The following is a 19,330-nucleotide window of genomic DNA, read 5'->3' on the forward strand; positions in this document are numbered from 1 at the left end:
TTCGTCGTTATTCGAGGAGAAAGTTCATGCAACACGTTTCCACTCAGGCGCGCTTGTCCGCGCTGGCCGTCGCCGTGATCGGCGTGCTGGCCGTCGGCGGCGCGGCCGCTTCGGGCTTCCAACTGCGCGAAACCAGCACCAAGGCGGGCGGGCGCGCGTATGCCGGCACCACCGTGGCGACCAACGACACCGCCGTGGTCGCCGGCAATCCGGCGGCGATGGTCAATAACGACAGCGTCGTCATCCAGGCGGGCGTCGGCGTGGTCGACCTCAAGGCCCAGTTCACCGGTGGCGGCGTCACCGCCCTCGGCACCCCGCTGACCGGCAATGACGGCGGCAACCCCGGCAGCCGCAAGCTGGTCCCCTCGCTGGGCGTGATCGTGCCGATGAAGGGCGCGCTGGAGGGCCTGACGCTGGGCGCCAGCCTGACCGCGCCGTTCGGTTCCGGCACCGAGTACCAGAAGGGCTGGGTGGGCCGTTACAACGCCACCGAGACCAGCATGAAGACCGCCGACCTGACGCTCTCGGCCGCCGTGCAGATCACCCCGGCGTTCTCCGCCGGCGTCGGCCTGGTCTACGAGCGCGCCCAAGTGACCCTGGGCAAGGATCTGCCGCTGGGCGTGATGCTGGCCGGGGGCTTGCAGAACCCGGCGCTGGCCGCCACCCCGGATGGCAACGTCAGCGTCGAAGGCAGCGACAACGGCTTCGGTTGGGTGGCCGGCATGCAGTTCCGCCCGAGCGACAAGTTCGCTCTCGGCTATTCGCACCGTTCGGAGATCAAGCATGACTTCAACGGCGATGCCACCTTCACCATGCCGCAGCAGTTCAAGGCGATGCAGCCCGGTTTCGCCGCCATGGCGGGCAATCCGGCGGCGCCGCTGACCGCCGCCCAGCGCCAGCAACTGATGGTGCTGGGCCGTGGCTTCGTGAACACCCAGGGCCGTGCGCGCTTCGTGACGCCGACCATCGACACCGTGAGCGTGATGGTGGGCATCGGCGAGCGTGTGAAGCTCTACGGTGAAGCCCAGCGCACCGGCTGGAGCTCGTTGCAGAACGTGAACATCGATTTCGCCAACCCCTACCAGCCGGTTTCCCACGAGGATTTCCGTTGGAAGGACACGATGTTCTATTCGATCGGCGCCGATTTCGCGCTGAGCGATGCCTTCACCCTGCGCGCCGGCGTCGGCTACGACGAGTCGCCGACCAACAACGTGGACCGCACCCCGCGTCTGCCCGACAACAATCGCAACCTGTACTCGCTCGGCATGAGCTGGCAGGCCACGCCGAACCTGTCGGTGGATGCTTCGTTCACGCACGTCGCGATCAAGAACTCGACCACCAACCTGCCGATCAACCCGAACCCGCCGTACAGCCGCTATACCAGCCTGAAGGGCGATTTCAGCGGCAGGGCCAACGTGCTGGGCCTGGGCGCGACCTACAAGTTCTGATTCCCGGAACGCAATATGCGCCGCAAAAGACCCCGCTTCTGCGGGGTCTTTTGTTTTGGGCGGCAGCGGCGCGCGGGTGATCCGTGGCAAGGGTGGGCGTGTCGTTTCAATCGAATCGTTCGGGATAACGCGTAATCTTTTTTCCGGGTCGGCAGGGGTTCTTATTTCAGTGGCTTGCGGGCGGTGATGGGGCTGCCGATGCGAAACCTGGCCTTGGGCATGGGCGCTTCGTCGATGTCGCGCGGGTGGTCGATGCGGTGTGGGCGATGGGGGGCGGGTTCCGTTTGTGCACGTTGTGCGAGACGTTTCGGGTGCCGGGCGATTGGTGCGAAGGGTTGGGTAAAAACCGGGTTTGTTGCGTCCGGGTGAAGGAATCGTTAGTTTCGAGTGGCCGGCGGGGGCAGGGTTGCAATGGTTAGAGGGAGCTCATGGGGAATTGCAGGGATCTGCCGGGCATCCCACTTCAGGAGAACTTCGATGAAACGAAACGCCTTGAGCGATGGCATCGTCACCGCGTTGTTCACCATGCTGGCCTTGCCGGTTTTCGCCCAAGAGGCGGATACCCGGGATACGGACAAGCAGGCGAAAGCGCTCGATGCCGTTACCGTCACCGGCAGCCGCGTGGTGGTGCCGGGGCTGAGTACTTCCAGCCCGGTGATGACGATGGACCGGGAAACCATCGACCGCACCCAGCCGGTATCCGCGGAGGAATTTGTGCGGACTTCGCCGGGGATCAGCGTGCCAGTCGGCCCCGGTACCAACAACGGTTCCAACGGCGGCGCGATGATGAGCATGCGCAGCCTGGGCAGCAATCGCAATCTGGTCCTGATCGACGGCCGTCGGATGGTGCCGTACACGTTGAATGGCCAGGTGGACGTCAACACCATTCCCCTGGCGTTGCTCTCGGGCGTGGATTTTCTTACCGGCGGCGCTTCCGCGGTGTATGGCGCCGATGCGGTGTCGGGCGTGGCCAATTTCATGCTGAAGCGGGATTTCGAGGGCGTCGAGATATCCGCCTCCATGGGGCAATCGTTGCCGGGCAGCGATCAGGTGCGGCGGCGCCTCGACGTGACCGGCGGCTTTGGTTTCGCCGAAAATCGCGGCAATCTCACCCTGAGCGTGGGCCGTACTTTCAGCGGCGCGCTGTTCCAGGGGCAGCGCGAAGTCGGGCTGGTGTCGATCAATTCCGGTACCGGGCGGCCGCAGGGCTCCAATACCGCGGTGCCGGCGCAGGTGAGCATCGTCGGCAGCGGCCGGCTGACCAACCAGCAGGTCGATATCGCCACCGGCGGCCTGGTGCCGCGTTACGGCACCTACAACTTCAATCCGCTCAATTACTTCTACACGCCGATGAACCGCGACCAAGGGACGTTGCTCGGCCGCTTCGAAATCACGCCAAGGGCCGAGTTGTACACGCAGGCGTTCCAGACCAAGTCGCGGGTGCAGTTGAGCCTGGCCCCGAGCGGCAGCTTTGGCAATACTTTCGAGGTGCCGATCGGCAACCCGTATATCCCCGATGCGATGCGCCAGCAGATCTGCGCGGATCGCGGGATCGTGGCGGCCGATTGCGTGGCGGGCAATGCCACGCCGGTGGAAATGGCGGTGAATCGCCGTTTCACCGAATACGGGCCGCGTTTCAATGATATCGAGACCCGCACCCGGCAATATGTCTTTGGCGTGCGCGGCGACCTGTCCGATCACTGGTCTTACGATGCCTACCATGCCAGCGGCAAGTCCGTGCAGAGCAGCGCGCGGGTCAACTGGGGGGCACGCAGCAGGCTGGCGCAGGCGTTGAATGCGACCAGCACCACGGCGTGCGTCGGGGGCGGCGACTGCGTGCCGATCGATGTCTTTGGCCCCGAGGGTTCGATCACGCCGGACATGCTGCGTTTTCTGGACGTGACATCGGTCGGCACCACCACCGTGCGCCAGAAGGTGTTCTCCGCTTTCGTGAACGGCGATCTGGGCGAGCGCTTGAAGAGCCCGTGGAGCGAAACGCCGATTGGCGTGGCGTTTGGCGTCGAGCGGCGCAGCATGGAGGCGGGCAGCTCGGCCGATCTTGCGACCCAGACCCGTGGCGAGGTGTTGGGAACCGGCGCGCCCACGCCCGACCGCAGCGGTGGGTTCACCATCAGCGAAGCCTATCTGGAATCGATCGTTCCGCTGGTCGAGGACAAGACCGCGTTCCGACGCCTGAACCTGGAATTGGGTTATCGCCGCTCCAGGTTCGAAACCTCGGCCGGCACCGGCTTCAATTACGGTACGTGGAAATATGGCCTGGCCTGGAAGCCGGTCGAGGACCTGACCTTCCGCGCGATGTTCCAGCGCGCGGTGCGCGCGCCGAACGTCAACGAGTTGTTCGCGCCGGTGGTGACTGGTCTGGCCAATCTGGCCCGCGATCCATGCGCCGGCACTCGGGTCAGCCAGGCGGAGGCGAATACCCCCGGCACTCTGTCCAACCTTTGCCGGCTCAGTGGCGTTCCGGTTTCGCAGCTTGGGGTGCTGAGCCAGCCGAATGCCGGGCAGGTCAACGTGCGCGCCGGCGGCAATCCACAGTTGACCCCGGAGGTGGCGAATACCCGTACCTTCGGCCTGGTGTTCGAGCCGAGCTTCATCGGCAATCTCTCGATGACGCTCGATTACTGGCAGATCAATCTGACCGAGGCCATTTCCGCGCCCGCGGTGGGTGATCCGTTGCGGGCCTGTTACGGCACAGCGGCGAATCCGGGGCTTGCCTACGTGGCCGATTGCCAGAATCTGGGGCGCGACCCCAAGACTGGCCTGTTCAACGGCGGCGGCTCCGATGGCATCCTGCTCGCGCGTTCCAACCTGGGCCGCATCGACACCCGGGGTTACGACCTGGGGCTGTATTACCAGCTTGGCCTCGGTGATGCCGGGCGGCTCAATTTCGCTTCGCAATCGACCTGGACGCGGGAGTTCCGGAGGCAGCCCACGCCGGCCTCGGTGAATCGTGATTGCCGGGGTTTCTACAGCACCGATTGCGATTTCGGCCCGTTCCGCTTCAAGTCCAACCTCACTACCGTCTGGACCCGGGGCGGGCTGGATGCGTCCTGGCGCATTCGTCACCAGTCGTCGATGCGGGTGGAGTCGGGCAAGGTCGATTTTCTCGCGGGATTCGCTCGTATCCCGGCGTATACCTATCATGACCTGAGTATCGGCTACCGTTTTCCGCACACTTACAGGTTGACGCTGTCGGTCAACAACGTGTTGAACAGGCAGCCGCCGATGGTCGGCAATACCATCGGCACCACTTCGACCAATTCAGGCAATACCTTCCCGCAGTGGTACGACGTGATTGGCCGTTACTGGAACCTGGGCGTGACCATCAAGTTCTGATTTCGTTCTGGCCGAAAAAGAAGCACCCCGCCATGGCGGGGTGCTTCGCATGCGCGTCGGCGCCTGGCGCGTCGTCGTGACGCTTCATGTCCACCGCCCGCCAGTCGAGTGCGCGGGCGGGGATGATGCTCATTCGCCCAGGGTCAGCAGGCTGGCGTTGCCACCGGCCGCGGTGGTGTTGACGGTGACGGTCTTCTCGGTGGCGAAGCGCGGCAGGTAGTGCGGGCCGCCGGCCTTGGGGCCGGTGCCGGAGAGGCCCTGGCCGCCGAACGGTTGCACGCCGACCACCGCGCCGATCTGGTTGCGGTTGACGTAGATGTTGCCGACCTTGGCGCGGCTGACGATGCGCTCCACCGTCTCGTCGATACGCGAATGGATGCCGAGCGTCAGGCCGTAGCCGCTGGCGTTGATCTGGTCCACCACGGCGTCGAGTTCGTGGGCCTTCCAGCGCACCACGTGCAGCGCCGGGCCGAATTTCTCGGAGGACAGTTGCGACATCGATCGTAATTCCCAGGCCGAGGGCGCGAAGAAGGTGCCGTGCTCGGTGCCTTCGCCGAGCGTGGCGGTGGCGATGTGGCGGGCTTCCGATTGCATGCGCGCGGCGTGTTCGTCCAGCACGCGCTTGGCGTCGGCGTCGATCACCGGGCCGACGTCGGTGGACGGCTCGCCCGGATTGCCGACGGCGAGTTCCTGCATCGCCCCGGCCAGCATGTGGATCACCTTGTCGGCGATGTCGTCCTGCACCAGCAGCACGCGCGCGGCGGAGCAGCGCTGGCCGGCCGAGGTGAAGGCCGAGCCGACCGCGTCCTTGACCACTTGCTCCGGCAACGAGGAGGAGTCGGCGATCATCGCGTTCTGGCCGCCGGTTTCGGCGATCAGGGTGGCGATCGGGCCGGCTTCACGCGCGGCCAGCGCGCGGTTGATGAGCCGCGCGGTTTCGGTGGAGCCGGTGAAGCAGACGCCGGCCACGCGCGGGTCGCGGGTCAGCGTCGCGCCGACGGTGGCGCCATCGCCCGGGACGAATTGCAGGACTTTTTCCGGAATGCCGGCTTCGTGCAGCAGTTTGACGGCGGCGTGGCCGATCAGGTTGGTCTGTTCGGCCGGCTTGGCGATCACCGTGTTGCCGGCCGCCAGCGCGGCGGCGATCTGGCCGGTGAAGATCGCCAGGGGGAAGTTCCACGGGCTGATGCAGACGAACACGCCGCGCCCGGCCAGTTGCAGGGTGTTGGATTCGCCGGTGGGCGAGGGCAACGCCTCCACGGTGAATTGCTTGCGCGCCTCCAGCGCGTAATAGCGCAGGAAATCCACCGCTTCGCGTACTTCGGCCACGCCGTCGGGCAGGGTCTTGCCGGCTTCCTTGGTGCACATCGCCATGTAGGGGGCGAGGCGGGCTTCCATCAGGTCGGCGGCTTTTTCCAGCATCTTCGCGCGGGTATCCACGGCGGTGGCATCCCAGTCCGGCTGGGCGGCCATGGCGTTTTCCAGCGCTTTTTCCACGGTGGCGGCATCGGCGGCTTGCCAGTGGCCGACGGTTTCGCGGCGGTCGGCGGGGTTGGTCACGGCGATTTTTTCGCCTGTGGCGTTGGCGCCCGGCACCAGCGGCGCGGCCTGCCATGCGCCGCTGCCGGCGCGGTCGAGTTGGGCGGCGAGTGCGCGTAGTTGGTCGTCGTTGGCGAGGTTGATGCCCATGGAGTTGTCTCGTGCTTGGTGTTGGCTGCGGTAGAGGTCGACCGGCAGCGGGATGCGCGGGTGGGAAATCTGGTCGAAGGCGGCGACCGTTTCCAGCGGGTCGCGCACCAGGTCGTCGATGGGGATGTCCTCGTCGGTGATGCGGTTGACGAAGCTGGAATTGGCGCCGTTTTCCAGCAGCCGGCGCACCAGGTAGGGCAGCAGGTCCTCGTGGCTGCCGACCGGGGCGTAGACACGGCAGGGCACGTCCAGACGGTCTTGCGGCATGACTTCGGCATAGAGGTCGTCGCCCATGCCGTGGAGTTTCTGGAATTCGAAGCGGAAGCCCTCGCCCTCGCGCGCGCCGCCGCCCAGTTCGGTCAGCGCCATCCGGTGGATGGCGGCGATGGTCTGGGCGTTGTGGGTGGCGAACATCGGGTAGATCGCGTCGGTGTTCTTCAAGAGCCGGCGCGCGTTGGCCTGGTAGCTGACATCGGTGTTCGGCTTGCGGGTGAACAGCGGGTAGCCGGGCTGGCCTTCCACTTGCGCGCGCTTGATTTCGGCATCCCAGTAGGCGCCCTTCACCAGCCGCACCGGGATGCGGCGGCCGAGCCGCCGCGCCTGCGCGGCGATGAACTCGATCGCGAACGTCGCGCGCTTCTGGTACGCCTGCACGACGATGCCGAAGCCGTGCCAGTCCGCGAGCGAGGCGTCGGCGAGCACCTGGAAGATGAGATCGAGCGAGAGTTCGAGGCGGTCGGTTTCCTCGGCGTCGATGGTCAGGCCGATGTTGTATTGCCGGGCGATCTGCGAGAGTTCCAGCAGGCGCGGGCCCAGCTCGGCCAGCACGCGCGCGCGCTTGGCGTGCTCGTAGCGCGGGTGCAGGGCGGAGAGCTTGACGGAGATACTGGGCGCGGCGAACACGTCGCCGAACGGCCCGGTCTTGCCGATGGCGTGGATGGCCTGGCGGTAGGCTTCCAGGTAGCGGTCGGCGTCGGCCATGGTCAGCGCGCCTTCGCCGAGCATGTCGAAGGAGTAGCGGAACCGGGCGTTCCCGTCTTTCTTCGAGCGCTCCAGCGCTTCGACGATGGTGCGGCCCATGACGAACTGGTGGCCCATGATCTTCATCGCCTGACGCACGGCGGCGCGGATCACCGGTTCGCCGAGCTTGCCGACCAGCCGGCCGAAGGCGCCGTGGGCGTCGCGCTGGGTGGCGTCGGAGAGGTTGACCAGCTTGCCGGTGAGCAGCAGGCCCCAGGTCGAGGCGTTGACCAGCAGGGAGTCGCTCTGGCCGAGGTGGCGCTTCCAGTTTGCGTCGCCCAGCTTGTCGCGGATCAGCGCGTCGGCGGTGGATTGGTCGGGGATGCGCAGGAGCGCCTCGGCCACGCACATCATCAAGACGCCTTCCTCGCTGCCCAGGTCGTACTGGCGCATGAAGGCTTCCACCGTGCTCTGGTTCTCGGCGCGCGCGCGGACACGGCGCACCAGGTCGGCGGCGGTTTCGCGGATGGCGGCGCGGTCGGCGTCCGGCTGGCGGGCCTGTTCTAGCAGCGCGTGGACGTGCGCGGTTTCGTCGATCACCCAGCCGTGGGTGATGGCGGCGCGGAGGTCGTCCGGCGCGGCGGGGATTTCGGAAAGAAGCGTCGTGCCCACAGTGGTTTCCGTCGAAAGCCAAGCCGAGAATTGTAGCGCTGGCGAGGGCGTGTTCAGGCGCTTGGGATCAATCATCGATCGGCCCGCCATGTTGCGTTGCGCCATAGCGCATATGGCATCCACTCGATTTGATCTCGCTCAAATTTTCTTGCCGTGCCGGAGCGGGAGGGCTAACATCCGCGCGTTGTCTTGTCCATTCGATGGACGTTTGCCCAATCCAGCCAACGGGCCCAAAGCCCGTAGCAAGAATTTCGGGGTTCAAGACCATGGTGCAATTGGCTCGCGGCTTGACGGCGGTGGCAACCGGGACGCTGGTGGCGTGCCTGCCGGTGATGGCCTGGGCGCAAGCCGCCGATCCGCATCGTTGGCAGCTCAACATGGGGCGCGGGGTCACTTCCACCGCGCACAACGCCTACCAGGCGCACATGTGGGCGCTGTGGGTGTGCGTGGTGATCGGTGTGATCGTGTTCGGCGCGATGGCCTACGCCATCTTCAAGTTCCGCAAGTCGAAAGGGGCCGTGGCCGCTCAGTTCAGCCACAACACCAAGGCCGAGATCGTCTGGACGGTGATCCCGGTGCTGATCCTGGTGGGTCTGGCTTTCCCGGCGACTTCCTCGCTGATCAAGATGTACGACACCCGCGATGCCGGGATGACGATCAAGGTCACGGGCTTTCAGTGGATGTGGAAGTACGAGTACCTGGGCGAGAACGTCGCCTACACCAGCCGCCTGGACCGCAAAAGCGAAGCGCTGCGCCAGAGCGGCCGCCAGGTGCGGCGCGAGGAGCACGCTAATTATCTGCTTGACGTGGACAACCCGCTGGTGGTGCCGACCGGCCGGAAGATCCGTTTCGTGATCACCGCCGATGACGTCATCCATAGCTGGTGGGTGCCGGCGCTGGGTTGGAAGCAGGATGCGATCCCAGGCATCGTCAACGAGGCATGGACGCAGATTGACCGGCCTGGTCTGTACCGGGGGCAGTGCGCCGAGCTGTGCGGTAAGGATCACGGCTTCATGCCGATCGTGGTGAAGGCCGTGCCCCAGGCCGAATACGAGCATTGGCTGGCGGCGCGGAAGGCCGCCGCCCGGCCGGCCGAAGCCACGCCGGGCGCCTCCGCCGCCGCGCCGGTGATGGCCACCGCCGCCGTTCCCGCCGCCGCGGGTTGACCGGCCGGCATCCCGACGACACGACATCCCGAGGTTCCGCGCATGTCCGCCACCCATCCCACCGCCGATCACTCCCACGACGCACACGGCCACGACGCGCACGGTCACGAGCAGCGCTTCGTGGAGCGCTGGTTCTTTTCGACCAACCACAAGGACATCGGCACGCTGTATCTGGTGTTCAGCTTCGTCATGTTCATCATCGGCGCGGCGATGTCGGTCTACATCCGCTTCGAGCTGGCGGTGCCGGGGCTGCAAGGCGTCAGCCCCGCCTTCTTCAACCAGATGACCACCATGCACGCGCTGGTGATGATCTTCGGCGGGGTGATGCCAGCCTTCGTCGGCCTGGCCAACTGGATGATCCCCTTGCAGATCGGCGCGCCGGACATGGCGATGCCGCGCATGAACAATTGGTCGTTCTGGATCATGCCCTTCGCTTTCGCGCTGCTGCTCTCGACCCTGTTCCTGCCCGGTGGCGGCCCGGCCGGCGGCTGGACGCTCTACCCGCCGCTGTCGTTGCAGGGCGGCGCCAGTTTCTCCTTCACCATCTTCGCCATCCACATGATGGGCATCAGCTCGATCATGGGCGCGATCAACATCATCGCCACCGTGCTCAACATGCGCGCGCCGGGCGTGGATCTGCTGAAGATGCCGATCTTCTGCTGGACCTGGCTCATCACCGCCTTCCTGCTGATCGCGGTGATGCCGGTGCTGGCCGGCGCGGTGACGATGCTCCTGACCGACAAGTTCTTCGCCACCAGCTTCTTCAACGCCGCCGGCGGCGGCGACCCGGTGATGTACCAGCACATCTTCTGGTTCTTCGGCCATCCCGAGGTCTACATCATGATCCTGCCGGCCTTCGGCATCATCAGCGAGGTGATTCCGACCTTCAGCCGCAAGCCGCTGTTCGGTTATCAGGCGATGGTCTACGCCACCGCCGCCATCGCCTTCCTTTCGTTCATCGTCTGGGCCCACCACATGTTCACCGTGGGCATGCCGCTGGGCGGCGAGATCTATTTCATGTTCGCCACCATGCTGATCTCGGTGCCCACCGGGGTAAAGGTGTTCAACTGGGTCAGCACCATGTGGCGCGGCTCGATGACCTTCGAGGCGCCGATGCTGTGGGCGATCGGGTTCGTGTTCCTATTCACCATCGGCGGCTTTTCCGGGCTGATGCTGGCGATCGTGCCGGCCGATTTCCAGTACCACGATACCTACTTCGTGGTCGCCCATTTCCACTACGTGCTGGTGACCGGCGCGCTGTTCGCGATCATCTGCGCGGTCTACTACTGGTGGCCGAAGTGGACCGGGCGCATGTACGGCGAGCGCATGGCGAAGTTCCATTTCTGGTGGACGATGGTGTTCGTCAACCTGCTGTTCTTCCCGCAGCACTTCCTGGGGCTGGCCGGCATGCCGCGGCGCATCCCGGATTACAACGTGGTGTTCGCCGACTGGAACCTGGTCAGCTCGATCGGCGCGTTCGGCATGTTCGCCACGCCGTTCATGATGGCTTTCATCCTGTGGCGCTCGCTGAAGACCGGCGCGCGGGCCGAGGCGCGCGCCTGGGAAGGCGCCAGGGGCCTGGAATGGACGGTGCCTTCGCCGGCGCCGCATCACACCTTCGAAAAGCCGCCGGTGATCCGTCCGGGCGACCTCGCCCACGGCGACCTCGCCCATTGAGCGCACGAAGATGAGCGAACGCGATCCCGCACCGCCGGTCTATTCGCTCGAAGCGCGCCGCAAGGCCGCGCGGCGGACAGCGTGGGCGATGGCGTTGATCGCATTGGCCATCTTCGTCGCGTTCATGTTGAAGGGGATTCTGGGCCGATGAAGACGCGCGGTCCCGATACGCCGAAGCGTCGTCGCGGTCTCGGGCGGATGCTGCTGGTGGCGCTGTTGGCGTTCGGTTTCAGCTTCGCGCTGGTACCGCTGTACCGGATCGCCTGCGAGAAGGTGCTCGGCATACGCCTGGAGCAGGGGCCGGCCAACGCGACCGCTGCCACCCGCCGTGGCGTGGACGAGACGCGCTGGGTCACGGTGCAGTTCGATGGCGGGGTGAATTCGGCGCTGCCCTGGGAGTTCCATCCGCGCCAATTGAGCATGAAGGTGCGGCCGGGCCGACAGTACGAAACCACCTACTACGCCAGGAACACCAGCCGGCGGGTGATCGTCGGCAGCGCGGTGCCTTCGGTGGCGCCGGCGCGCGGCTCCAGGTACTTCAACAAGACCGAATGCTTCTGCTTCACCGCGCAGACGCTCCGACCCGGCGAGTCGCGCGACATGCCGGTGCGTTTCATCGTCGATCCGGGGCTACCGAAGGACGTCAACACGCTCACGCTTTCCTACGCTTTCTTCCGCAACGACCCGCTGACCGCCGAAGCGGCTCGGGTCGCCGCGGCCCGTTGAGCACCCGCAAGAGAGAACGACATGGCCCAAGCCCACGCCAGCGATCCGCGCGACCCCAACGTCTATTACGTGCCCGCCAAAAGCCCGTGGCCGATCTGGGCCTCGGTCGCTCTGTTCGTCACCATGATCGGCTTCGCCAACTGGTTGAACGAAGCCGCCTGGGGCAAGGTAGTGTTCCTGCTGGGGGTGGCGTTCCTGGCCGCGATCGTCTTCAAGTGGTTCGCCGACGTCATCACCGAATCGGTGCGCGGCTACTACAACCGGCAGGTGGACGTGTCCTTCCGGATGGGGATGATCTGGTTCATCGTCTCCGAGGTCTTCTTCTTCGCCGCCTTCTTCGGCGCGCTGTTCTACACCCGCCAGTTCGCCTTGCCGTGGCTGTCCGGCGCGGGCGACGGCGCGATGACCAACGCGGTGCTATGGGAGGGTTTCGCCGCCGGCTGGCCGTCGAACGGCCCGGCCGCGATTGGCGGCGCGTTCCAGACCGTCGGCGCTTGGGGGTTGCCGCTGCTCAATACGCTGATCCTGCTGTCCTCGGGCGTCACCATCACCATCGCCCACCACGCACTGAAGGAAAACCAGCGCGGCCGGCTGCTGCTGTTCCTCGGCCTGACCGTTCTGCTTGGCCTGGTGTTCCTGTTCTTCCAGGCCGAGGAATACATGCACGCCTGGCGCGAGCTGAACCTGACGCTCGGTTCCGGCATCTACGGCTCCACCTTCTACCTGCTGACCGGCTTCCACGGCCTGCACGTCACCCTCGGCACCTTGATGCTGGCCGTGATCTGGTTGCGGTGCCTGAAGGGCCACTTCAGCGCCGACCATCATTTCGGTTTCGAGGCGGTGGCCTGGTACTGGCACTTCGTCGACGTGGTCTGGCTGGGACTGTTCCTGTTCGTTTACGTGCTTTGAGAGCAGGGGGCGGGGAGCAGAGGCTAGGGGCCGGAGAAAAGCGGTATGCGTGTTGGTTTCGTTTTGCTTCCAGTCCTTTGTTTGTCGCGGGATGGCGCTCGGTATTCGAGGCTGCGATGCCTTCACCATCCCTGCCGCTGACCGCTGACCGCTGACCGCTGACCGCTGACCGCTGACCGCTGACCGCTGACCGCTGACCGCTGACCGCTGACCGCTGACCCCTGACCCCTGACCCCTGACCCCTGACCCCTGACCCCTGACTTCAAGGATTCCTTCCCACGCCATGCGGCACGATCCAACCCATCTTGATCGACAGCGCGAGGATCAGGATCAACGCCACCGACAGCGCGATGCGCTTGGTCAGGGCGTTGACGGTGCGTTTGGACTGGCCCTTGTCGGACACCATGTAGAACAGGCTCGCGCCAAGGTTCCAGACGATGGCGATCAGGAAGGCGACGATCAGCAGGGTTTTCAGCGCGGGACTCATCACCCGCCGCACTGTACGCCGATTGTCCGCATGGCGTGGATGGCGGCATGAACCGGCATCGCCACACCTTCGCGATGGGGTGGGCGGCGGCGCTGCTACTGGCGGTGGCGTTCTGCGCGCTGGGTGGCTGGCAGTGGCGGCGCATGCACGAGAAGGAAGCGATGCTGGCCTCGGTCGCGCGGGTCATCGAGGCGAAGCGTGCGGCGCCGTTGGCCGCCGCCGCCGATCCGGCGCGGACGAAGGATTACGACTGGGCCGAAGGCCGCGGCCGCTTCCTGGCGCGGCCGGCCTGGCTGCTCGACAACCAGCAGCGCGCGGGGCGGACCGGTGTGCGGGTGTTTCGGCTGTTCCAGGCCGAAGGCATGGCGATGCCGCTGTTGGTCGAACTGGGTTGGTTGCCGCTGCCGGCCAGCCGTGCGCTGCCGGCGATCGCGCCGCCACCGTCCGGTCGGCAGGTGCTGCGCGGCTTGTTGTTGCCGCCGCCCTCGCCAGGCGTGATCGCCGCGAAAGCGCAGGTGACGCCCGCCGGTGAGCGCCTGGCGATTGCGTTGAAGCCGGCCGCTATCGCCGCCGAGCTCGGCCTGCCGGCAATCGCGCCGCGCGTGCTGCGGCTGGACCCGGCATTGCTGACCGGCCACGCGCGCGACCTCGACGTGCTGCCCAATACGCTGCCACCGGCGCGCCATCTGGGCTATGCCGTGCAGTGGTTCGCGCTGGCCGCCGCGGTGTTGGCCATCGCCCTCGTCCTCACCCTGCGCGCCCGATCTCGCCATGAATGATTCCCCCCGCCCCGCGCGGCTTGCCGCGCGTAAGAAAAACCGCCACGCACTGCTGGCGATCGCGCTGATGGTGTTCGGCACCTTCGTGGTGGCCGGTGCGCTGCGCTTTTCCGGCTGGCGACCGGTGGGGATGAAGAACAAGGGCGAATTGCTCGATCCACCAGGCGACCTGCGCCGGGCCGGGCCGCGTCTGGCCGGGGGCGGCGTCTACCACTGGCGACCGGCCGAGCGTCATTGGCGCATCCTGGTGGCCGCGCCGGAGAATTGCGGCGCGCCGTGCGACACCCTGGCCGTCGATCTCGACAAAGTGTGGCAACTGGCCGGGCGCGATGCCGAGCGTATCGAAGTGTTCTGGCTCGGCGAGGTGCCGGCCTCGGCGCCGGCGGCCAGCCACCAGCGCGCCTTCGCCGACGCCCCGGCGATACGCGACGCCTTGCCGGGCGCGCGCGGGGCCGCCGCGCCGCTGACTTACGTCATCGACCCCAACGGCTTCGCCATCCTGCGCTACCGGGCCGGACAGGATCCGGGCGACCTGCGCGGCGACCTCGCCAAACTGCTGAAATTGAAATGAGCACACGTCCGCACGGGCCGGGCCTGACCCGGCATTTCCATCGCATTGCCTGGCTGGCGGTGGCGCTCGCTTTCGGGGTAATCGTGTTCGGCGCGTTCGTGCGGCTGTCGCACGCGGGACTGTCCTGCCCGGACTGGCCGACCTGCTATGGCCGCGTCACCTGGCCGAAGGCGGCGGCGGACGCGGCCGATCACGCCGCCAGCGCGATCCGCCCGTTCGATGGCCGGCGCGCCTGGCGCGAGCAGGTGCACCGCCACCTGGCCGCCGCCTTGGGCGTGCTGGTGCTGGTACTGGCGTTGATCGGCGCGCGCAAGCGTCGCTTCGGCATGGCGTGGGTACTGGCCGCGGCCGGCATCGTCGGCCTCGCCATCCCGCTCTACATGCAGGGCCAGCACGTCATCGCCAGCGTGTTGGCGCTCGTTGGCGAGGCGATTCTGCTGGCGGCGGCGTGGCGTTGGTCGAACGAGGATCTGGCGCGGATATCGGCATTGACGCTGGCGCTCATCGTCTTCCAGGCATTGCTGGGGATGTGGACGGTGACTTGGCTCCTCAAACCCGTCGTGGTGATGGGCCACCTGCTGGGCGGGCTGGGCAGCTTCGGCCTGCTGACGTGGATGGCCTGGCGCGCCACCGACGCGCCGTTGCGCGCGGTGGACGAGCGCAGCCTACGGGCGTGGCTGCGGATCGGCCTGGGCGTGCTGCTGGCACAGATCGCGCTGGGCGGCTGGGTCAGCGCCAATTACGCGGCGATGGCCTGCGGCATCGATTTCCCGAAGTGTCTCGGCCAGTGGTGGCCGTCGCACGACGTCGGCGAGGCGCTGGTGCTCTGGCGCGGCATCGGGGTGGATTACGAAGGCGGCGTGCTCGACGCCCCGGCACGCATCGCGATCCAGCTCATGCATCGGCTCTTCGCCTGCGCGGTGCTGGCGTACATGGCGGCGTTGGTGATTCGGCTACTGCGGGTGCCGGGGATGCGCGGCTGGGGCGTGCTGCTCGGGCTGGCGACATTGGCGCAGCTCTCGCTCGGTATCGCCAACGTCATGCTGGGCCTGCCGCTCGAGGTGGCGGTGCTGCACAACGCCGGTGCCGTGTTGCTGCTGTTCGTAGTCGTCACCTTGCTGGCACGGCTGGCGCCGCTCGGGCGGAGTGGCTGAGATGCGCGCACGCGACTATTGGCGGCTCACCAAGCCGCGCGTGGTGGCGCTGATCGTATTCACCGCGCTGGTGGGCATGTTCCTGGCCGTGCCGGCATTGCCGCCGCTGAGAGAGAGCGCATTCGGCCTGCTCGGTATCTGGCTGGCGGCGGCCTCGGCCTCGGCGCTCAACCACCTGATCGACCAGCGCATCGACGCGCTGATGGCGCGCACCCGGCACCGTCCGCTGCCGGCCGGGGCGCTCGGCGCGCGCCAGGTGCTGCTGTTCGCCATCGCGCTTGGCGTGTCGTCGATGGGGCTGCTGCTGCTGTTCGTCAACGTGCTGACCGCGCTGCTCACCTTCGCTTCGCTGATTGGCTACGCCATCGTCTACACCGGCTGGCTGAAGCGGGCGACGCCACAGAACATCGTGATCGGCGGCATTGCCGGCGCCGCGCCGCCCTTGCTCGGCTGGGCGGCCGTGACCGGCATGCGCGGGCCGTGGGACTGGGCGCACGCGCTCCTGCTCGTTCTCATCATCTTCGTCTGGACACCGCCGCATTTCTGGGCGCTGGCGATTTTCCGTCGCGACGATTACGCCCGCGCATTGATCCCGATGCTGCCCGTCACCCACGGCGTGCATTACACCCGCTGGCAGATCCTGCTCTACAGCGTGCTGCTGCTGGTCGCCAGCGTGCTGCCCTGGGCGGCGGGCATGAGCGGCGGGTTCTATCTCGGGGGCGCGCTGGTGCTGGGTCTGGTGTTCGTCTGGTACGCATGGAAATTGCAAAGCTCGCCCGAGGATTTCTTCGCCATGCGCGTCTTCAACTATTCGGTGGTCTACCTGATGGCGCTCTTCGCCTTCCTGCTGATCGACCACTGGCTGATGCCGTGGCTGGGCGGCAAGCCGGCCTTCACGCTGGTGCCGGTGGCCTGAGGCTCAACCCAATAGCCGCGTCACGCCCAGGTTGATCGCCAGCCCGCCGAAGATCAGGTAGGCGAAGAGGATCGCCGCCAGCAGCATCGGCTTCATGCCGGCCTGGCGGATCGCGCCGACGTGGGTGCGCAGGCCGAGCGCGGCCATCGCGGTGGCGAGCAGAAAAGTGTCGAGGAGGAGGATCGCGTCCACCACCGGTTTCGGCAGCAGGTGCAGGGAATTGAACGCGCCGACCACCAGAAACAGCACCGCGAACCATGGGATCACCAGTCTGGCCTTGCCGCCGGCGCCGGCGGATTTCGCGCGCATCCAGGCCGAGAGCAGCAGCAGGAAGGGCGTCAGCAGGATCACCCGGATCATCTTCTCGATCACCGCCACGTCGGCCGCCGTCTCGCTGACCGCGCGCCCGGCCACCACCACCTGCGCCACCTCGTGGATGGTGGAGCCGGCGTAGACGCCGTAGGCATGCGCGTCCAGCCCGAATGGTGTCTTCAGAAATGGATACAAAAACATCCCGAGTGTGCCGAACACCACCACCGTCGCCACCGCCACCGAGACCTTGCTGGCCTGCGCCTTGACCACCGGCTCGGCCGCCATTACCGCCGCCGCGCCGCAGATCGAGGCGCCGGAGCCGATCAACAGCGCGGTTTCCTCGTCCATCTTCATCAACCGCCCCAGCCACAACGCCAGCACGAACACGCTGGCGACGACGACGAGCGCGATCACCATGCCGCCAAGGCCGACGTCGAGGATGTCCTGAAAAGTCAGGCGAAAGCCGAACAGCACGATGCCGGCGCGCAACAGCATGGTGCGCGCGTAATCGACGCCCGTCCCGGTCGATCCCGCCACGCGCGGGAACAACGAGTTGCCGAGCACGATGCCGATGACGATGGCCAGCGGCAGCGCGCTCATGCCGATGCCGCGCGAATACGGCTCGATCAGCATGGCCGCCAGGCCGATCGCGGCGGCGAAGACCAAGCCGGGTGCGCGGGCTGGCCAAGGAGAAACAAAGCGGTTCATCGGTGTACCGGGTGGGTGAAAGCGAGCATGTTAGCGCCGGGTATTCATGGCTGCTTGCAATTCGCGCAACTCGTCCTTCTCTTCCGCCGACATGCCGGTGGTGCCGACTTCGCGCATTTTCAGCATCAGTTCGTCGATGCGTTGCTGACGGGTTTGTTTTTCCAGTTGCGCCAGCACGTCGTCGAATTCGGCCTGCCAGTTGGCTTCGTCGCCGGGCAGGTCGATGCCGGCCAGTTTGCGCAGGGCTTCGATTTCCTCGCGTTCGGCGAATATCTCCAGCAGCCCGCCGGTGCGGATGTCGGGACGCATCTGCACCACGTCGAGTAATTCGGTCAGGAGCGCCACGCCCGGCTGGCGAAGGCCGGCGAAGACGTAGGGGATCGTCGCCTCCAACCCCAGGGCGGGTTTTTGCAGCAAAAGGGTGATCGCGCCGCGAACCAGGCTGCGCCTGGGGGCCGCGCCGGCGTTGGCTTGCGCGCGCACGCGCTGTACCGGTACGTGGGTCTCTGGCCCGCTGGCGCGTGCGCCGACGCCGGTGAGTTCGGTCAGGCGCGCGCGCATCAGGTCGCCAAACGCGCCATCGGGAATCTGGGCGAGGAAAGGCCTGGCGCGTTCGGCCAGACGGCCTTTGCCTTCCAGCGTGTGCAGTCGCACGTCGCGCGCGAGTTCGTCGAAGAAGAACTGCGACAGCGGCGTGGCGGCGCCAAGGCGGGTGTCGAAGCCGGCGCGGCCTTCGTCGCGCACCAGCGAGTCGGGGTCTTCGCCCTCGGGCAGGAACAGGAAGAACGCCTGCCGCCCGTCCTTCATGCGTGGCAGGACGGATTCCATCGCCCGCGTCGCCGCGCGGCGGCCGGCGGCATCGCCGTCAAAACAGAAGTACACGTCCGGCGCGTTGCGGAACAGCAGCTCGGCGTGATCCGGCGTGGTGGCGGTGCCGAGCGTGGCGACGGCCTCGGGCAGGCCGTGCTGGAACAGCGCGATCACGTCCATGTAGCCTTCGACCACGATCAGCCGGGCGATCTTCGGGTTGGCCTGGCGCACCTGCCATAGCCCGTACAGCTCGCGGCCCTTGTGGAAGAGCGGGGTTTCCGGCGAGTTGAGGTATTTCGGCGAATCCTCCTTCGACAGCACCCGGCCGCCGAAGGCGATGACCCGGCCGCGGCGGTCGTGGATGGGAAACATCACCCGGTGGCGGAACTTGTCGTAGACGTGGCCGCGCTCGTTCTTCGAGAACATGCCGGCCTTTTCCAGCAGTTGCAGGCGGCGTGGTTCGGTGCCCAGCGCATCCTTCAAGGCGGAAAACCCGGCCGGCGCGTAGCCGATGCCGAAGCGTTCGCGGGTGTCGGCGTCCATGCCGCGCTCATCGAGATAGCGGCGCGCTTCGTCGCTTGTCGCCAGTTGTTTTCGGAAGAAGCGTTGCGCCGCCTCCAGGGCGTTGAACAGTAATTGCGTCTCCGGGTTGGCGGCCTTCTGCGTGGTGTCGCGAGGCACCTCCATGCCGGCGCGCTTGGCCAGCTCCTCGACCGCGTCGAGGAATTCCAGCCGGTCGAAGTTCATCAGGAAGCTGATCGCGGTGCCGTGCGCGCCGCAGCCGAAGCAGTGGTAGAACTGCTTGGTCGGCGAGACGTAGAACGAGGGCGAGCGTTCGTCGTGGAACGGGCAGCAGGCGGCGTATTCGCGGCCTTTCTTCTTGAGCGGCACGCGCGCGCCGACCACCTCGACGATGTCGCTGCGGGCGAGCAGGTCGTCGATGAAGGCATCGGGGATGCGGGCCATGGGTCAATCCGTCACGGCGGGTG

Annotated in this window: 16 protein-coding genes; 11 read left to right on the forward strand and 5 right to left on the reverse strand. The window is 66.6% G+C overall.

Annotated elements, in window-relative coordinates; translation table 11 throughout:
- The first annotated feature begins 26 nt into the window (after nt 1-26).
- Nucleotides 27-1,448 carry an OmpP1/FadL family transporter gene (locus EBB59_RS11130; protein ID WP_122102222.1) on the forward strand — a complete coding sequence of 474 codons (1,422 nt, stop codon included), beginning with the start codon at nt 27-29 and terminating at the stop codon, nt 1,446-1,448.
- A 477-nt stretch (nt 1,449-1,925) separates the two neighbouring features.
- Complete coding sequence (locus EBB59_RS11135; RefSeq protein ID WP_245979267.1) at nt 1,926-4,805, forward strand: TonB-dependent receptor domain-containing protein; 2,880 nt, start codon at nt 1,926-1,928, stop codon at nt 4,803-4,805.
- Here EBB59_RS11135 and EBB59_RS13885 read toward each other — a convergent pair.
- Both EBB59_RS13885 and putA read right to left on the reverse strand, forming a co-directional pair.
- The gene (locus tag EBB59_RS13885) at nt 4,795-4,938 is read right to left on the reverse strand and encodes a hypothetical protein (protein ID WP_158601790.1); all 144 of its coding nucleotides are present in this window, start codon (nt 4,936-4,938) and stop codon (nt 4,795-4,797) included. The two genes, EBB59_RS11135 and EBB59_RS13885, sit on opposite strands and share 11 nt — an antisense overlap.
- Complete coding sequence (gene putA / locus EBB59_RS11140; RefSeq protein WP_245979269.1) at nt 4,935-8,126, reverse strand: bifunctional proline dehydrogenase/L-glutamate gamma-semialdehyde dehydrogenase PutA; 3,192 nt, start codon at nt 8,124-8,126, stop codon at nt 4,935-4,937. The genes EBB59_RS13885 and putA overlap by 4 nt, the downstream gene beginning before the upstream one ends.
- Before the next feature lie 332 nt (nt 8,127-8,458).
- Here putA and coxB point away from each other — a divergent pair, with 332 nt between their 5' ends.
- Genes coxB through EBB59_RS11160 form a run of 5 tightly spaced genes read left to right on the forward strand, consistent with a single transcriptional unit; the run spans nt 8,459 to nt 12,604 of the window.
- Nucleotides 8,459-9,292, forward strand: coding sequence for a cytochrome c oxidase subunit II (gene coxB, locus EBB59_RS11145; RefSeq protein WP_245979276.1), 834 nt, complete (start codon nt 8,459-8,461; stop codon nt 9,290-9,292).
- Between the two features lie 42 nt (nt 9,293-9,334).
- Nucleotides 9,335-10,969: a cytochrome c oxidase subunit I gene (gene ctaD / locus EBB59_RS11150; RefSeq protein ID WP_122102225.1), complete on the forward strand. Its 1,635-nt coding sequence runs from the start codon at nt 9,335-9,337 to the stop codon at nt 10,967-10,969.
- 10 nt (nt 10,970-10,979) lie between these two features.
- Nucleotides 10,980-11,120, forward strand: a complete 141-nt coding sequence (locus EBB59_RS14020) for a hypothetical protein (protein WP_170156557.1) — start codon at nt 10,980-10,982, stop codon at nt 11,118-11,120.
- Nucleotides 11,117-11,695: a cytochrome c oxidase assembly protein gene (locus EBB59_RS11155; RefSeq protein ID WP_122102226.1), complete on the forward strand. Its 579-nt coding sequence runs from the start codon at nt 11,117-11,119 to the stop codon at nt 11,693-11,695. The genes EBB59_RS14020 and EBB59_RS11155 overlap by 4 nt, the downstream gene beginning before the upstream one ends.
- Before the next feature lie 21 nt (nt 11,696-11,716).
- A complete protein-coding gene (locus EBB59_RS11160; protein WP_122102227.1) occupies nt 11,717-12,604 on the forward strand; it encodes a cytochrome c oxidase subunit 3 in 888 nt (295 codons plus the stop codon).
- A 262-nt stretch (nt 12,605-12,866) separates the two neighbouring features.
- Here the strand turns inward: EBB59_RS11160 and EBB59_RS11165 are convergent, their stop codons facing one another.
- Nucleotides 12,867-13,091, reverse strand: coding sequence for a twin transmembrane helix small protein (locus EBB59_RS11165; RefSeq protein WP_122102228.1), 225 nt, complete (start codon nt 13,089-13,091; stop codon nt 12,867-12,869).
- A 47-nt stretch (nt 13,092-13,138) separates the two neighbouring features.
- Between EBB59_RS11165 and EBB59_RS11170 the strand changes: the two genes are divergently transcribed.
- The 4 genes from EBB59_RS11170 to cyoE are packed head-to-tail and all read left to right on the forward strand — an operon-like array spanning nt 13,139 to nt 16,511.
- Nucleotides 13,139-13,870 carry an SURF1 family protein gene (locus EBB59_RS11170; RefSeq protein ID WP_122102250.1) on the forward strand — a complete coding sequence of 244 codons (732 nt, stop codon included), beginning with the start codon at nt 13,139-13,141 and terminating at the stop codon, nt 13,868-13,870.
- Nucleotides 13,863-14,441: a hypothetical protein gene (locus tag EBB59_RS11175; RefSeq protein WP_122102229.1), complete on the forward strand. Its 579-nt coding sequence runs from the start codon at nt 13,863-13,865 to the stop codon at nt 14,439-14,441. Before EBB59_RS11170 ends, EBB59_RS11175 begins: the two co-directional genes overlap by 8 nt.
- Nucleotides 14,438-15,595 carry a COX15/CtaA family protein gene (locus EBB59_RS11180; protein ID WP_122102230.1) on the forward strand — a complete coding sequence of 386 codons (1,158 nt, stop codon included), beginning with the start codon at nt 14,438-14,440 and terminating at the stop codon, nt 15,593-15,595. The genes EBB59_RS11175 and EBB59_RS11180 overlap by 4 nt, the downstream gene beginning before the upstream one ends.
- 1 nt (nt 15,596) lies before the next feature.
- Nucleotides 15,597-16,511, forward strand: a complete 915-nt coding sequence (gene cyoE, locus EBB59_RS11185; RefSeq protein ID WP_122102251.1) for a heme o synthase — start codon at nt 15,597-15,599, stop codon at nt 16,509-16,511.
- A gap of 3 nt (nt 16,512-16,514) precedes the next feature.
- On the opposite strand, the gene EBB59_RS11190 is transcribed toward cyoE, so the two are convergent.
- Both EBB59_RS11190 and dnaG read right to left on the reverse strand, forming a co-directional pair.
- On the reverse strand, nt 16,515-17,531 hold the full coding sequence (locus tag EBB59_RS11190; protein WP_122102231.1) for a YeiH family protein: 1,017 nt from the start codon (nt 17,529-17,531) through the stop codon (nt 16,515-16,517).
- A 30-nt stretch (nt 17,532-17,561) separates the two neighbouring features.
- Nucleotides 17,562-19,307: a DNA primase gene (dnaG, locus tag EBB59_RS11195; protein WP_122102232.1), complete on the reverse strand. Its 1,746-nt coding sequence runs from the start codon at nt 19,305-19,307 to the stop codon at nt 17,562-17,564.
- Nucleotides 19,308-19,330: the final 23 nt, after the last annotated feature.

This window comes from Solilutibacter pythonis (assembly GCF_003697345.1).
GTDB classification, from domain to species: Bacteria; Pseudomonadota; Gammaproteobacteria; order Xanthomonadales; family Xanthomonadaceae; genus Solilutibacter; species Solilutibacter pythonis.

Excerpts from the sequence above, each read along its gene's own strand:
- EBB59_RS11165 (WP_122102228.1), bottom strand. The coding sequence starts at position 13,091 with ATGAGTCCCGCGCTGAAAACCCTGCTGATCGTCGCCTTCCTGATCGCC.
- EBB59_RS14020 (WP_170156557.1), top strand. The coding sequence starts at position 10,980 with ATGAGCGAACGCGATCCCGCACCGCCGGTCTATTCGCTCGAAGCGCGC.
- EBB59_RS11190 (WP_122102231.1), bottom strand. The coding sequence starts at position 17,531 with ATGAACCGCTTTGTTTCTCCTTGGCCAGCCCGCGCACCCGGCTTGGTC.
- EBB59_RS11170 (WP_122102250.1), top strand. The coding sequence starts at position 13,139 with ATGAACCGGCATCGCCACACCTTCGCGATGGGGTGGGCGGCGGCGCTG.
- EBB59_RS11155 (WP_122102226.1), top strand. The coding sequence starts at position 11,117 with ATGAAGACGCGCGGTCCCGATACGCCGAAGCGTCGTCGCGGTCTCGGG.
- EBB59_RS11180 (WP_122102230.1), top strand. The coding sequence starts at position 14,438 with ATGAGCACACGTCCGCACGGGCCGGGCCTGACCCGGCATTTCCATCGC.
- EBB59_RS11175 (WP_122102229.1), top strand. The coding sequence starts at position 13,863 with ATGAATGATTCCCCCCGCCCCGCGCGGCTTGCCGCGCGTAAGAAAAAC.
- EBB59_RS13885 (WP_158601790.1), bottom strand. The coding sequence starts at position 4,938 with ATGAGCATCATCCCCGCCCGCGCACTCGACTGGCGGGCGGTGGACATG.
- dnaG (WP_122102232.1), bottom strand. The coding sequence starts at position 19,307 with ATGGCCCGCATCCCCGATGCCTTCATCGACGACCTGCTCGCCCGCAGC.
- EBB59_RS11135 (WP_245979267.1), top strand. The coding sequence starts at position 1,926 with ATGAAACGAAACGCCTTGAGCGATGGCATCGTCACCGCGTTGTTCACC.
- coxB (WP_245979276.1), top strand. The coding sequence starts at position 8,459 with ATGGCCTGGGCGCAAGCCGCCGATCCGCATCGTTGGCAGCTCAACATG.
- ctaD (WP_122102225.1), top strand. The coding sequence starts at position 9,335 with ATGTCCGCCACCCATCCCACCGCCGATCACTCCCACGACGCACACGGC.
- EBB59_RS11160 (WP_122102227.1), top strand. The coding sequence starts at position 11,717 with ATGGCCCAAGCCCACGCCAGCGATCCGCGCGACCCCAACGTCTATTAC.
- cyoE (WP_122102251.1), top strand. The coding sequence starts at position 15,597 with ATGCGCGCACGCGACTATTGGCGGCTCACCAAGCCGCGCGTGGTGGCG.
- EBB59_RS11130 (WP_122102222.1), top strand. The coding sequence starts at position 27 with ATGCAACACGTTTCCACTCAGGCGCGCTTGTCCGCGCTGGCCGTCGCC.